A 13936-nucleotide genomic window follows, 5' to 3' on the forward strand; every position below is an offset into this window, starting at 1 on the left:
CGGTCAGATTTCAGTGCTGACCCGGTCCATTTCTTCGCAGAGCCAGTGGCCTATGAAAATATGGGCTTCCTGAATCCGTGCGGTTTCATTGCAGGGGACACACAGGCAATGGTCGGCAATATCTTTTAATTCTCCGCCGCTGGCGCCGGTCCAGGCCCAGCAGGTGGCACCGATACTCTGTGCCGCTTTAATGGCATCAATAATGTTGGCGCTGTTACCGGATGTGGAAATACCGATGACCAGATCTTTTGGCTGACACAGCGCCTGCATTTGCCGGGTAAACACGGTGCTGAAGTCGTAGTCGTTAGCGTGTGCGGTCAGAATGGATGTGTCTGTTGTCAGGGCAATTGCCGCCAGCGGCCGGCGTTCTGCTTTATACCGGACGACAAATTCTGCCGCCAGGTGCTGGCTGTCTGCCGCGCTGCCGCCGTTGCCCATGAAGATCAGTTTGCCACCGGCTTCAAATGTGGCGGTGATGTGTTCTGCAAGCAGTTCGGTATCCGCCTGAATGCTGTCCAGCTTATTAAACAGTTCCTGATGACGTTGCAGAGCGTTGCTGAAAGACATGTGTTATCCCGTTCAGATATCAAATTCAAAAGTTTCGCCGGCCTGTTCGGCAAACACACTGTTCAGTACAGCCTGCAGGGTTTCACCATCGCTGTCACGCACCCAGGTTTGCCTGTCTTCAGCATAGTCGAAATGAAAGCCGCCGCTGCGGGCTGCCAGCCATAGCTGAGTAACAGGGGTCTGGCGGGTAAAAATAATCTGCGTCTGGTTTTCACAGATAACGGTTAGCACGCCGCCGTTATTTTCATAATCCAGATCCGTGCTGGCTTCATCCAGTGCTTCTTCTATGGCTACAAAAGTATCGTCGACGCGCTGATTAAATTCGGATTCATTCATAATGGATATTTACCTGGCATTGTAAAGTGGGCCGATTATATACAGATGCTCTGTTGAGAGCGATTATTATTCCAGGAGTTCCCCCGGAATATCTTAACTTTGCTCGGTGGCCAGATGGCAGTTCCGCCCGGCGGCTTTAGCTGCCAGTAATTGCTCATCTGCCAGCTGCACCAGGTCGTAAGGTGACGGATCATGAACGTTGGCAGAGGTTGCGATGCCGATACTGACCGTGATGTTACGAATGGTGTCGTCATCCCTGTGCGGGTTTTCATCACGCAGCAGCTGCTGCAGATTTTCAGCAACTCTGATAGCGCCTGACTGAGGCGTTTCCGGTAGCAGCAGGATAAATTCTTCTCCGCCATAGCGAAATGCCATATCCGCCGGGCGGTTGGCTGATTTTGCGATCAGTTTGGCTGTTTCCCGCAAGCAGTTGTCGCCGGCCAGATGACCGTACTGGTCGTTGTAACGTTTAAAATGATCAATGTCGATCATCAGCACCGAGAGTGGTCTTTTCGCGCGGGTAACCCGTAGCCACTCAAGTTCCAGAAGATGCTCGAACTCCCGGCGATTAAACAGCTGAGTCAGGTGATCCCGGTTAGAGAGTTGCTGATACTGGTCAGCAAGCTGCTTCAGTGTGATGAGCCGACGGGCTCTGGCAGCAAACACTTCCGGCTGTAACTCGGGGTACAGGTAGTCGCTGTAACAGAGACGGTAACTGAGTGCTTCAGTCGTGGATACATAACCGGTATCTAAAAAAACAACGGAGAGTTGCTGCAGGTTTCGTTGCTGAATCAGTTCAATACAGGCAAGGTTAGCGTCGCTGTCCGGTGTGCCGGTGAGCAGTATCAGGTCAGGATTTTCCGGACCGTTCAGGTGGTCGGCAAGCTGCTGATAGCTGCCCAGTACCCGGATATCGTATTCGTTACGCAGTGGCTCAATAAAGTGCCAGTGTTCGGTCAGCGATCCCAGCAGGGCGACTATCGGTCGGAGTTTGAAGCTGCAACTGGCAACTTCACAGGAAAGCATTTTCTCGTCACCACTCAGGTAAGCCAGTATTTCAGTGATACTGGAAAGGCCCAGCATGGCGCGGCGGTTATGGTGCTGCAAAATCGGAATCCGTCGCTGAAAGGCAGGATCTTCCCAGCCTGTTTGCCATTTCAGGAGCAGTGCTTCACGTTGTGCCAGATTGTCGCTTTGTATCTCGCTGGGTGTCAGGCCACATTCGGTAAGGATCTCCAGTAACACCTGTTCCTGAGCAATATCCCGGCCCTGCTGCCACAGTGCCCGGTAAACGGCGAGGCGAAAGGCCGGCGCTTTTTCCGGGTATATCAGTTCGAGGCTGGCGCTAAGCTGGTTGGCCCGGCGGGTATTGGAACGTATCGGTGGCAGTGCAATGTGTATCTCAGGCGCCCGGTGCCGGACGATCGCAACTTCGCTGGCCAGTTCAACCTGTTCATCCAGTGTGAATTCCCGGATCTGTGCATCGGGTGCGTGTTCGATTAACTGCCAGCGGACGTCAGTCAGCCAGTCATGTGCTGCGAGGTGCTCGTGGAGTGCGTAGCAAAACGGACAGTTAAAATCACCGTAAACGGTATTTTGTACAGGGTCTTTCATAAAAATCTGTCCCGCGGCTACAGCTGTGATACGGCTTCATCTTAGAGCGGAGTGGATGCCGGCTGCAAGCCGGCGGGCTGCATTCAGGGATAAGGGGCGGAAATTTGCACATGCAGAGGGGCTATGCAGTACTTTTCTGGTGTAGCTGTGGGTATAATCGTGCGTTATTTGTGCGCAAGGCAGGGGTGGCAGGTGAAACCTGTTTCAGGATCTGTGGCTGCGTAAAGGAAGACTAATCACCAGAGAGATATCTGACGATGAAACATTGCTGGGTTGCTGTGTTTATCAGTTGTATTTTATTGGCGGGCTGCGGTCAGAAAGGACCGTTGTATCTGCCGGATGAGGCTCCGCAGACGGAGCAAAACTAAATTTCTTTGCGTGGCTACACGCAAGCAGCAGAAGTAGAAAAATAAGATGGATAACTTCGAATACCGAAATGGTGCTTTATTTGCAGAAGATGTCGCAGTCAGTGCCATTGCAGAAGAGTTTGGCACACCGGCCTACATCTATTCACGGGATGCGCTGGAGCGTGCTTACCTGGCATATGCCGAGGCACTTGAAGGCCGGGATGCGCTGGTGTGTTATGCGGTGAAAGCGAACTCTAATATCGCCGTGCTGAACGTACTGGCCCGACTGGGAGCAGGTTTTGATATCGTCTCGGAAGGTGAGCTGGAGCGGGTGCTACAGGCTGGCGGGCAGGCGGATAAGATTGTTTTCTCCGGTGTGGCCAAGCGTGAGTCTGAAATGCGCCGTGCACTGGAAGTCGGTATTCACTGTTTTAATATCGAATCGGAAGCTGAGCTGGACCGTCTGAACAGCGTTGCTGAGCAGATGGGGAAGGTTGCACCGATTTCCCTGCGGGTTAATCCGGATGTGGATGCGGGCACGCACCCGTACATTTCTACCGGCCTGAAAGATAATAAGTTTGGTGTTGCCATTGAAGATGCGGCCCGTATCTATGCCTACGCCAACAGCCTGAGCCACCTGAACATTCAGGGGCTGGACTGCCATATCGGCTCGCAGCTGACAGAAACTGCGCCCTTTATTGATGCGCTTGACCGTCTGCTGGTACTGATAGATGCGCTGGCGGAGCAGGGGATTACGATTTCGCACCTTGATCTGGGCGGCGGTCTGGGGGTGTGTTATACCGATGAAGTGCCGCCGACACCGCAGTCATATATCTCAGAAGTACTGGATAAGCTGGGTGACCGCCCGCTGAAGCTGATTTTTGAACCGGGACGTTCTATTGCGGCGAATGCCGGTATTCTGGTGACTAAGGTTGAGTTTCTGAAGTGTGCCGAGCATAAGAACTTTGCGATCATAGATGCGGCGATGAACGATATGATCCGTCCGTCGCTCTACAGTGCTTATATGGATATCATTCCTGCACAGGTCCGTGAAGAAGGTGAAAGCCGCGTATACGATCTGGTGGGGCCTGTCTGTGAAACCGGAGACTTCCTGGGCAAAGACAGGGACCTGAATATTCAGCCAGGTGATTTACTGGCGGTTTGTTCTGCAGGTGCATATGGTTTTACTATGAGCTCTAATTACAACAGCCGGAACCGTGCCGCAGAAGTCATGGTGGATGATAACCGCAGCCATGTAATCCGTCAGCGTGAAACCCTGGCCGATCAGTTACGGGGCGAGCAGTTACTGCCATAAAGGCCGTTTGCTACCGGTTTGCTGTTGCCCGGCTGACCCCGGGCAGTTACACCAAGTAAGAGAACACTATGTTAGTCCGATTTACAAAAATGCACGGCCTGGGAAATGATTTTCTGGTGCTGGATATGGTAACCCAGAAGATCAGGCTGAATTCTGCGCTGGTAGCAAAGCTGGCTGACCGTAATTTCGGCGTGGGCTTTGATCAGTTACTGATTGTTGAGCCGCCGACGAATCCTGATATGGACTTCCGTTACCGCATTTATAATGCCGATGGCAGTGAAGTGGAACATTGCGGCAATGGTGCCCGCTGTTTCGCCAAGTTCGTACGGGATAAGCGCTTAACGGCTAAAGACCGGATTGCAGTTGAAACCCAGAAAGGTGAAATCTATCTGACGGTGACTGACAGTCAGGACGTTGAAGTGGATATGGGCGCCCCTGTGCTGGTTCCCGGAGAAGTCCCTTTTCAGTCTGCTGAGCAGTCGGCTGTTTATCCGATAGAAGCGGCCGGCTCGGTTCATGAGATCAGTGCGGTATCTATGGGCAATCCTCACGGTGTGCTGGTGGTCGATTCAGTCGATACCGCACCGGTTGAAACGCTGGGGCCGGTGCTGGAAGCACATGCCCATTTTCCGGCGAAAGCCAATATCGGTTTTATGGAAGTGGTTGCCCGTGATGAAGTGCGCTTAAGGGTGTTTGAACGGGGCGCAGGAGAAACTCTGGCTTGCGGAACCGGTGCCTGTGCCGCGGTGGTGGCCGGGCAGTTACGTGGCCTGCTGGACGAAACAGTTACGGTGCACCTGCCGGGTGGCAGCCTGAGTATTTCCTGGCAGGGTAATAATTCATCGGTAATGATGACCGGACCGGCAACAACGGTATTTGAAGGGCAGATTTATTTATGACAGCTGATGCAGTCGACGTTCAGAGCGAAGTATCTGAACAGCAGGTTATTGATTACCTGAAGCAGCATCCGGATTTTTTTACCGGAAATGAACAACTGCTGGAGAAACTGTACGTGCCCCATCAGCGGGGCAACACCGTTTCTCTGGTTGAGCGGCAGACATCTCTGTTACGGGAAAAAAACCGTGAGCTGTATGATTATCTGAGTGATCTGGTGGGGGTCGCCCGGGAAAATGAAATCCAGTTTAAGAAAACCAAAAAGATGGTGGTTTCTTTACTGGAAGCAGAAACCCTGGATGACGTGGCAGTGGCGGTCGAAGAATGCCTGTGTGAAGAATTTCACAGTGATACCACCGCGTTACTGCTGTTCGGCCCTGCCCGGGACGATGTGAATAACCTGCGGATTATGCCCCGTGAAGATGCTGCCGTGATTGATGGGCTGGCAAACAGCTCTCAGACCAGCTGCGGCAACCTGACCGAACTGCAGAATGAACTGCTGTTTAAAGAGCATGCCTTTAAAGTGAAGTCCGCTGCCGCGGTACCGCTGGTGAAGGGTGAAACCATTGGCCTGCTGGCGATTGGCAGCTATGACAGCGAATACTTCCAGAGTAATCAGGGAACCCTGTTTCTGGATTACATTGGTCAGGTGCTGAGCCGGGTTGTTTCCCATATATTACGCCGGACCGGGGACTAAGCTTGACGGCTGAGTTGCCGGATCAGGCGCGGTCAGGTTTTTTTGCCTATCTGAGCGCCGAGCGGCAGCTGTCTCCTCACACGCTGGATAACTACCGGCGTGACCTTCAAAGGCTGTGGGAATACCTGCAGTCGCAACAGGTTTTCAGCCTGAATGAATCCCCGTGGCATAAGGTTTTACCCCTGCACATCCGTGGTTTTGTCGCTGCGGTGCATCATCAGGGGCTGGGAGGGAAAAGCATTCAGCGTGCCCTGTCGGCGATCCGAACCTTTTATAAATATCTGCACCGTGAAGGGTTAGCCAAGGCTGATCCTACAGCCGGAATCCGTGCCCCGAAAAGCCCGAAACGTTTACCTCAGGTGCTTGATCCGGACCAGTTGACCGGCTTACTTGATAAACCGTTAGGGAGAGATCCCCTCAGCCGGCGGGATCATGCGATGGTGGAGTTACTGTATTCATCCGGCATGCGGCTGGCTGAACTGGTGAGTCTGGATCTCTATGATCTTGATCTTCAGGATGCCAGTCTGCGGGTGACCGGTAAAGGACGCAAAGAGCGTTTGCTGCCGGTTGGCCGTAAGGCGATGGATGCGCTGGAGCACTGGCTGGCATGCCGTGATAAGCTGGCCAGACCGGAAGAAATGGCGGTATTTGTCAGCCAGCGGGGTGGCCGGATCTCGACCCGCAGTGTGCAGTTGCGGCTGGCACGCTGGGGGGAGTATCAGGGCAGTGACAGCAGGGTCTATCCGCACCGTCTGCGGCACTCGTTTGCCAGTGATATGCTGGCGTCCAGCGGTGATCTGAGGGCGGTCCAGGAGTTACTGGGCCATGCGGATATCGCGACCACTCAGGTGTATACCCATTTGGATTTTCAGCATTTGCTGGATGTTTACGATCAGGCGCATCCCCGGGCAAAGCGCCAGTCTGCCCGTCAAAAACACAAACAGGACAGCAATGATTAAATGTATTACTTTCGACCTGGACGATACCCTCTGGGCGGTTGATCCGGTCATTACCCATGCCAATAACACGCTTTATGGCTGGCTGGATGAGCATGCCCCGGGGTTTACCCGGCAGCATGCCGTCAGTGACTTTCCTGCCCTGCGTGAGCAGGTGCTGGAAGCCTATCCTGAAACCGCCCACAGCGTAACGCTGATTCGTTTGCGGCAGCTTGAAATCGGCCTGCGTCAGGCCGGTTACAGTGAGGCGGAAATAGAAAAGCTTGTCCCTCCGGCGTTTGATATATTTCTGGCAGCCCGTAATGAAGTGACTTTCTTTCCGCATGTGACGGACATGCTCAGTGCGCTGAAAGAGCAGGAGTACCGGATAGGGGCTCTGAGTAACGGTAACGCAGAAGTGGGCCGGGCAGGGCTTGGCGAATGGTTTGATTTCGCGCTGAATGCGCACATGGTCGGCCATGAAAAGCCTCATCCTGCGATGTTTGAGCAGATGCTTGCCAGTGAACAGTTACAGCCTGCTGAAGTGATTCATATCGGAGATAACCCCGATCATGATGTGGCCGGTGCCCAGCAGTTGGGCATCCGGACTATTTGGGTGAATTTACAGCAACAGACTCATAAAACAGGTGAAACTGCTGATCAGGTGGTAACCTGTTTAAGTGAGGTGTTTGATGCGGTAGCCGCGATCCGTACCCGCGGGTAGGACACGCCGGTAGCCGGAAATAAAAGGGATACTTATGTCAGGCCAGTTACGTAACCAGATAAACATGACCTATGATTCGGCGGAAGACCGGATTCTGATCCGGGCGACCGATCAGGGCAGGGAATACCGTGCCTGGTGGACGCGCCGGTTAGCGTTACGCATGAGTAATCTGTTTGTTGAACAGGAGTTCCCGACCGAGAACAGTGACAGCCATCTTGCCCCGGATCAGCGTCAGGTGTTGGGGGATATGGAGAAGCAGGGGGCGATTCAGAGCGCCGACTTTGATACCCCCTTCGAAGAGGCTGCTATAGATTTTTATCCGCTGGGTGAAGAGGGTATTCTCATTCAGCGTATTGATGTCAAGATTGATGGTAAAGTGGTGAAGCTGGTGATGTTACCGGCGGACGGCGAAGGGCTGACCCTGACCCTGCCTCCCAGCCAGCGTTACTCGTTTGAACATATGTTACATCAGGTTATGCAGGCGGCTGACTGGCATCTGGCAGCGACGCTTCCGGTAACGGAACCGGTTGATATCATTACCCATTAACGGCAAGGCCGGCCCCGGTTTGCTGCTGTATATCTGATCAAGTATCCCCTGTTTCAGCAAGGTACGGCTATGCGTCATATTCATAAACACAGTTTACAGGTGGCGAACCTCGCCCGCAGCACCGCGTTCTATCAGGCCTGTCTGGGCATGGTTTTGGTGAGTCAGTATCAGCAGCAAGGCCAGCGCTGTTGTTTGCTGGGCTATGTGAGGGACTCAGGAAGTACACCGCCCACTCTGCTGGAACTGATTGAAAACGAGGGCTTTAAGCGTTTACCCGGCACTTTGCCGGCCGGTTACTGGAAAATTGCCCTGGCAGTTGCGGATGTGGATATTGCCCGGGCATGTCTGACAGAAAAAGGCATTGAGGTGACACCGGCCCGTCAGGTCCCGGATGTTGCTTATCTGTGCCACCTTAATGACCCGGACGGTCACTGTGTTGAGCTGATCCAGCATCACTTTGAAGCTAATCACCGGCCCGGTTCCCGGGATAACCGCTACCCACTGGGGGGCGAAGCGGTGTTCTCACTGATTACTTACCGGGTTAAAAATCCTCAGGCCAGTGTGGCATTTTATGAACAGCTGGGGATGCGTTTGCTGTCCCGTCAGGACGTTGAGTTTGCCGGCTTTACTCTGTATTTCCTCGGCTACAGTGATGAGGTTTTGCCTGAAGATGATGTCTGTGCGGTGGGTAACCGTGAATGGCTCTGGCAACGGCCTTATACACTCATTGAGTTACAGCATAACTGGGGCACGGAACTGCAGGATGCATTTGCCTATGATGTCTCTGCCGACACCGGTTTTGCTGGCATCGAACTGGTGACGAATGAGGCGGGGCTGCTGGCGCTGACGGATCAGACGATAGCAGAAGCGCCGGTATGTTTTGACCCGGACGGTTACCGGATAGATGTCAGACAGATCTGTGTCGAGTAACAGTGTTTTGCCGGTATAGACTAAAGTCTTCTCACAGCAAGGGCGTGCTTCTGAAAGAATAGGACGCCTGACTGTATGTAAAAAATAATAATAACGGTGGCTTGTGTGGGTAAGATTTTTCTCTGGATCAGCGCGGTACTTTTAGTGGTGTATACCATGAAAACCCAATACCTGACGTCGAGCACCTGGCAGCCTTTTAAAGATGCCTGTATGACCTCTGAGGGGGCGACAGATGCTCAGTGCAGTTGCCTTGCAGATTATGTTCATAAGCACTTCAGTGACCGTGAAGTACAGCAGATTATGAACCAGACGGTGACTGATCCTGCCATGCAGCAGAAAATAGAGGGCATTGTCCGGGTCGGGTCAAAGCAGTGCCTTAACCCCTGATGGCGACGCTTTAGCAGCCTTTTTGCAGTCGGTCACGGACCATATAAAGCGCGGCAATTGTACGGGCTTCGGAAAAGTCATCCCGGGCAAACAGTTCATCCAGCTGCGCCAGCGGCCAGCGGACCACTTCCATTTCTTCGGGCTCATCGCCTTCCAGTCTGCACGGGTACAGATCCCGGGCCAGCACGGTGGTGATCTTGTGGCCCATATAGTTCGGAGCGGAAGTCATCTCTTTGATGCTGATAATGTTGCGGGCGCCAAAGCCTGCTTCTTCCTTGAGTTCCCGGTCGGCGGCAATCATCGCATCTTCGCCCGGATCGATCAGACCCTTGGGCAGGGTGAGCAGATAATCTTCAACGCCCACCGCGTACTCTTTGATCAGGATAATATTGTCGGCATCATCAAGGGCGACGATCATAACAGCGCCGTTACCACGGACTGCCAGACGTTCATAGGTGCGTTCCACGCCGTTCGAAAAACGTAAATCAACCGCTTCGACTTTGAATAACCGGCTTTGTGATGGCTGGCTGATCTTCAATATTTCAGGCTTTACGGGCATACTCTTGCGCTTCCTTAATGGTACCGGGGCTGACCGGGTACTTCGTGAGTGAGCTATGGTGGATTATACTGATAGCTGCTGGCAACAATATTAACTCTCTGGCTGTAACTTTCCTATGGATTGGCAAAATATAGACACCGTGCTGCTGGATATGGACGGCACCTTGCTGGATCTGCACTTTGATACCTATTTCTGGCTTGAACATGTACCGATGCGTTATGCCCAGCTGCATCAGACCGATGCTGCTGAAACCCGGGCATGGCTGCTTCAGCGCCTGCGCGAAGAACGGGGGACGCTGAACTGGTACTGTCTGGACTACTGGAGCAGTGAGCTGAAGATCAATGTCGCAGAGCTCAAGCAGGAAGTTCGGGCAAAAATCTCCTTCAGGCCGCATGTGAAAGATTTCCTGGCTCACCTGCGGGCGCGGCAGATGCGTACACTGATTGTGACCAATGCCCACCGTGACGGGCTGAATCTGAAATTGCAGGAAACCGGGCTGGATACGCTGGTGGACGATATTATCGTTTCCCATGATTTCCGCCTGCCGAAAGAAGATCCGCAGTTCTGGCACGAAATGCAAAAGGTTGAGCCGTTTAATCCGGCCACGACGCTGTTGGTGGATGACAGTCTGCAGGTGCTGGAATCTGCCCGCCAGTTCGGCATCGGTTACCTGCTGAGTATTTACCAGCCGGATAGTCAGCAACCGAAACGCGAAATTGATGATTTCGCTGCCATCCATCACTTTGACGAGATTTTCCGTGGCTAAACAGACTTCAGCAAAGACTAAAGGGGCTGCCGACAAAGGTGCAGATGAAAAAGTTCGTCTGGATAAATGGCTGTGGGCCGCACGGTTTTTTAAAACCCGTGCGGTTGCCAAGCAGGCTGTTGAAGGCGGCAAAGTACACTATGAAGGCCAGCGGGCTAAATGCAGCCGGATTGTAGAAGTGGGTGCGCAGCTGGTGATTCGTCAGGGCTTTGATGAGAAGACGGTTGTTATTGTGGAGATCTCAGGACAGCGGCGGGGTGCGCCGGAAGCCCAGAAACTTTACAGCGAAACCCCGGACAGTCAGGCTAAACGTGAGCTGACAGCTGAACAGCGTAAAGCCATGCGCGGTAATCTGGGACCTGACGTACGGCCTAATAAGCGTGACCGCCGGCGGATAATGCAGTTTAAGGATCAGTAGCCGCACATTTTTCGTACAGTAATGTGTTAGAATGCCGCCCTTATTTTTTTCCGGCTGCCAGTAATCCGTCCGGTGATTGCGCGACGTCAGCTTTATTATTGTATGTTTGTTTGAGAGTAACATGAGCAATCCAGATCAGATTCAACGGGTCCTTTTTGATAACGCCGACATCCGCTGTGTTGTGGCCGGTGTTGAAGCTTCATTTCAGGAAGCGATGCAGCGTCACGGCTATCCGCAGGTTATCCGGAATGTGCTGGGTGAAATGATGGCGGCGGTCAGCCTGTTGAGCGCGACCCTGAAGTTTGAAGGGCGTTTATCGCTGCAGGCGCAGGGTAATCACAGTGTGAAAGCGCTGATGGCTGAGTGTAATCACCAGCGTGATTTGCGTGCCATTGCCCGGTTTGAAGGTGAGTTGCCGGAAGAAGCCGATCTGAGAGAGCTGATTCAGGACGGCCAGCTGGTTATCACCATTGAGCCTGAAGGTGGCAAGCGCTATCAGGGTGTGGTGCCGCTGGAAGGTGATCATCTGAGTCAGTGTCTGGAAGCGTATTTCTCCCGTTCTGAGCAACTGCCAACCCAGATTCATCTGGCAACAGGGGCTGACAAGGCGGCCGGATTCCTGATTCAGGTGATGCCGGTTGAAGGCGACCGGGAAGATCAGTGGGAGCATTTCAGCCAGTTGGCGGCCACCTTAAGTGATGATGAGCTGCTGAACCTGGACAATGAGACTATTTTACGACGTCTCTTCCATGAAGAAGAATGCCGCTTATATGAGCCGGAACTGTTACGTTTTAACTGTGACTGTTCCCGTGAGCGAACCGGCCATGCGCTGCAGTATCTCACCCAGGACGAACTGGAAGATATTATCCGCGAAGAAGGCAAGATCGAAGTTAACTGTCAGTTCTGTAACGAAAACTATCAGTTTGATCAGGCCGATATCACCCAAATGTTTTCTGCGACTGCCAATGTAAAGCCTTCTGATCAGGTGCACTGACAGGCTGGCCAGCTTATTCCGGGATGTGAAAACTCATCCCGTTAAAGCTGACAGAAAGCGACTAATGGACCTGCGATTAAGCAAATAGGAATGGCTCTCAGTCATAGTTTTTCAGACTCTTTTTTGACATAATACGCGTCCTATAAAAAATAAGATCCGCCCACGAGTGTCCGAGGTGGACGAAACCGTTTTACTCCTCTGTGCATGGGGGTAGTTGGTTGTAAAAACAACTGATTGCGCACGGAGACGAATAACTTTCCAGGTAATTATTTTTTTTGGCTGAAGGCCAAGGGAATCCAATAATGAGCAAAGACACCGTGAACACTGTACACGTCAATATGAGCCCGGCTCAGTTAGTAGAACGAGCTATTCAGCGGGGAGAAGGTACCCTGGCTGATACTGGTGCTCTGGTCGTAAAGACCGGCAAGCGTACAGGCCGCTCACCGATGGATCGTTTCATCGTTGATGAACCCAGCACTTCTGATGCTATCCAGTGGGGCCCGATTAACCGTCCGTTCGACGCCGACAAGTTCGACGCACTGTGGAACCGTGTGGAAGAGCATCTGGCCGAGCGCGAACACTTCGTTTCTACTGTTCACGTAGGTTCTGATCCTAATCATTATCTGCCGGTAAAAATGAGCACCGAGACTGCCTGGCAGAACCTGTTTGGCCAGAACCTGTTCATTCGTCCGGAAGAGTACAACCCGAAAGCGAAAGAAGAATGGCAAATCTTTAACGCTGCAGGCTTCGAATGTATGCCTGAGCGCGATGGTACTAACAGCGAAGGCTGTGTGATCATCAACTTTGCTAAGCGTAAAGTTCTGCTGGCCGGTATGCGTTACGCCGGTGAAATGAAGAAGGCCATGTTCTCTGTTCAGAACTTCCTCCTGCCAGAAAAAGACGTGCTGCCAATGCACTGCTCTGCCAACATCGGCGATGACGGCAGCACGACGTTGTTCTTCGGCCTGTCCGGCACCGGTAAAACAACCCTGTCTGCAGACCCGTCCCGTTACCTGATCGGTGATGACGAGCACGGCTGGGGCAAAGGTGTGGTATTTAACCTGGAAGGTGGCTGCTACGCCAAGACCATCAACCTGAGCCAGAAAAACGAGCCTATCATCTGGGATGCAATCCGTTTCGGTGCGATCGTAGAGAACGTTGCGCTGAATGATTCCCGTGTAGCTGATTACGCCGATACAAGCCTGACTGAAAACGGCCGTTGCGCGTATCCCCTGAAGCATGTTGAAAAGCGTTCTGCGACCAACATGGGTGGCGAACCTAAGTCGATTGTCTTCCTGACCTGTGACCTGACTGGCGTACTGCCACCGGTGTCTATCCTGTCTAAAGAAGCGGCTGCTTACCACTTCCTGTCCGGTTACACCGCACTGGTTGGTTCTACTGAAATGGGTTCAGGCGGTGGCATTAAGTCTACCTTCTCTACCTGCTTCGGTGCGCCGTTCTTCCCGCGTCCGGCAAGCGAGTACGCTGATCTGCTGATCAAGCGTATTGAAGAGTTTGACAGCCAGGTATACCTGGTTAACACCGGCTGGACCGGCGGTGCTTACGGCGTTGGTAGCCGCTTCAGCATTCCGACGACCCGCGGCATTATCAGCGCCATCCAGAATGGCGAACTGGCTGGCGTAGAAACTGAACACCTGGAAGGTATCAACCTGACAATTCCTAAGGATGTGCCGGGCGTTGATAACGCACTGCTGAATCCACGTGAGACCTGGGAAGATAAAGGTGCATATGATGCAACTGCCAACGACCTGATCGGTCAGTTCACTGCAAACTTTGAGAAGTTTGACGGTGTATCTGAAGCGATCATCCTGGCAGGTCCTCAGCGTTAATTCGCTGCTGATAAAAAAAGGCGCTGACAGCGCCTTTTTTTGTGCCTGTAAGTTGC

17 protein-coding genes are annotated in these 13936 nt (G+C 52.8%); 13 read left to right on the forward strand and 4 right to left on the reverse strand.

Annotation, left to right across the window (positions count from 1 at the left end; all coding sequences use genetic code 11):
- Positions 1-3: 3 nt before the first annotated feature.
- The 3 genes from PCI15_RS02370 to PCI15_RS02380 all read right to left on the reverse strand — a co-directional run bounded on the left by PCI15_RS02370 (position 4) and on the right by PCI15_RS02380 (position 2517).
- Positions 4-567 (reverse strand): D-sedoheptulose-7-phosphate isomerase, encoded by a 564-nt coding sequence (locus tag PCI15_RS02370; RefSeq protein WP_271272772.1) that lies wholly within the window; start codon positions 565-567, stop codon positions 4-6.
- Positions 568-579: 12 nt separating this feature from the next.
- Complete coding sequence (cyaY, locus tag PCI15_RS02375) at positions 580-903, reverse strand: iron donor protein CyaY (protein ID WP_271272773.1); 324 nt, start codon at positions 901-903, stop codon at positions 580-582.
- A gap of 93 nt (positions 904-996) precedes the next feature.
- Positions 997-2517: a diguanylate cyclase gene (locus PCI15_RS02380; RefSeq protein ID WP_271272774.1), complete on the reverse strand. Its 1521-nt coding sequence runs from the start codon at positions 2515-2517 to the stop codon at positions 997-999.
- Positions 2518-2774: 257 nt separating this feature from the next.
- Here PCI15_RS02380 and lptM point away from each other — a divergent pair, with 257 nt between their 5' ends.
- The 9 genes from lptM (at position 2775) to PCI15_RS02425 (ending at position 9293) form a co-directional block, all read left to right on the forward strand.
- Positions 2775-2885 (forward strand): LPS translocon maturation chaperone LptM, encoded by a 111-nt coding sequence (gene lptM, locus PCI15_RS02385; RefSeq protein ID WP_205657636.1) that lies wholly within the window; start codon positions 2775-2777, stop codon positions 2883-2885.
- A gap of 46 nt (positions 2886-2931) precedes the next feature.
- Positions 2932-4179 carry a diaminopimelate decarboxylase gene (lysA, locus tag PCI15_RS02390; protein ID WP_271272775.1) on the forward strand — a complete coding sequence of 416 codons (1248 nt, stop codon included), beginning with the start codon at positions 2932-2934 and terminating at the stop codon, positions 4177-4179.
- Between the two features lie 68 nt (positions 4180-4247).
- Complete coding sequence (dapF, locus tag PCI15_RS02395) at positions 4248-5078, forward strand: diaminopimelate epimerase (RefSeq protein WP_271272776.1); 831 nt, start codon at positions 4248-4250, stop codon at positions 5076-5078.
- Positions 5075-5770, forward strand: coding sequence for a DUF484 family protein (locus PCI15_RS02400; RefSeq protein ID WP_271272777.1), 696 nt, complete (start codon positions 5075-5077; stop codon positions 5768-5770). Before dapF ends, PCI15_RS02400 begins: the two co-directional genes overlap by 4 nt.
- 2 nt (positions 5771-5772) lie before the next feature.
- Positions 5773-6729 carry a tyrosine recombinase XerC gene (gene xerC / locus PCI15_RS02405; protein ID WP_271272778.1) on the forward strand — a complete coding sequence of 319 codons (957 nt, stop codon included), beginning with the start codon at positions 5773-5775 and terminating at the stop codon, positions 6727-6729.
- Positions 6722-7429 carry an HAD family hydrolase gene (locus tag PCI15_RS02410; protein WP_271272779.1) on the forward strand — a complete coding sequence of 236 codons (708 nt, stop codon included), beginning with the start codon at positions 6722-6724 and terminating at the stop codon, positions 7427-7429. Before xerC ends, PCI15_RS02410 begins: the two co-directional genes overlap by 8 nt.
- Positions 7430-7463: 34 nt before the next feature.
- Positions 7464-7976, forward strand: coding sequence for a hypothetical protein (locus PCI15_RS02415; RefSeq protein ID WP_271272780.1), 513 nt, complete (start codon positions 7464-7466; stop codon positions 7974-7976).
- Positions 7977-8045: 69 nt separating this feature from the next.
- On the forward strand, positions 8046-8906 hold the full coding sequence (locus tag PCI15_RS02420; RefSeq protein ID WP_271272781.1) for a VOC family protein: 861 nt from the start codon (positions 8046-8048) through the stop codon (positions 8904-8906).
- A 105-nt stretch (positions 8907-9011) separates the two neighbouring features.
- On the forward strand, positions 9012-9293 hold the full coding sequence (locus PCI15_RS02425) for a hypothetical protein (RefSeq protein ID WP_271272782.1): 282 nt from the start codon (positions 9012-9014) through the stop codon (positions 9291-9293).
- A 10-nt stretch (positions 9294-9303) separates the two neighbouring features.
- Here PCI15_RS02425 and nudE read toward each other — a convergent pair whose 3' ends face one another.
- Positions 9304-9852, reverse strand: coding sequence for an ADP compounds hydrolase NudE (gene nudE / locus PCI15_RS02430; RefSeq protein WP_271272783.1), 549 nt, complete (start codon positions 9850-9852; stop codon positions 9304-9306).
- A gap of 115 nt (positions 9853-9967) precedes the next feature.
- Between nudE and yrfG the strand changes: the two genes are divergently transcribed.
- From yrfG to PCI15_RS02450, 4 genes are all read left to right on the forward strand, one after another.
- Complete coding sequence (yrfG, locus tag PCI15_RS02435) at positions 9968-10618, forward strand: GMP/IMP nucleotidase (RefSeq protein ID WP_271272784.1); 651 nt, start codon at positions 9968-9970, stop codon at positions 10616-10618.
- Positions 10611-11036, forward strand: coding sequence for an Hsp15 family ribosome-associated heat shock protein (locus PCI15_RS02440; RefSeq protein ID WP_271272785.1), 426 nt, complete (start codon positions 10611-10613; stop codon positions 11034-11036). Before yrfG ends, PCI15_RS02440 begins: the two co-directional genes overlap by 8 nt.
- A gap of 121 nt (positions 11037-11157) precedes the next feature.
- Positions 11158-12030 carry an Hsp33 family molecular chaperone HslO gene (gene hslO / locus PCI15_RS02445; protein ID WP_271272786.1) on the forward strand — a complete coding sequence of 291 codons (873 nt, stop codon included), beginning with the start codon at positions 11158-11160 and terminating at the stop codon, positions 12028-12030.
- Between the two features lie 302 nt (positions 12031-12332).
- The gene (locus tag PCI15_RS02450; protein ID WP_271272787.1) at positions 12333-13880 is read left to right on the forward strand and encodes a phosphoenolpyruvate carboxykinase; all 1548 of its coding nucleotides are present in this window, start codon (positions 12333-12335) and stop codon (positions 13878-13880) included.
- Positions 13881-13936: the final 56 nt, after the last annotated feature.

Source organism: Aliamphritea hakodatensis (assembly GCF_024347195.1).
Classification (GTDB): domain Bacteria; phylum Pseudomonadota; class Gammaproteobacteria; order Pseudomonadales; family Balneatricaceae; genus Amphritea; species Amphritea hakodatensis.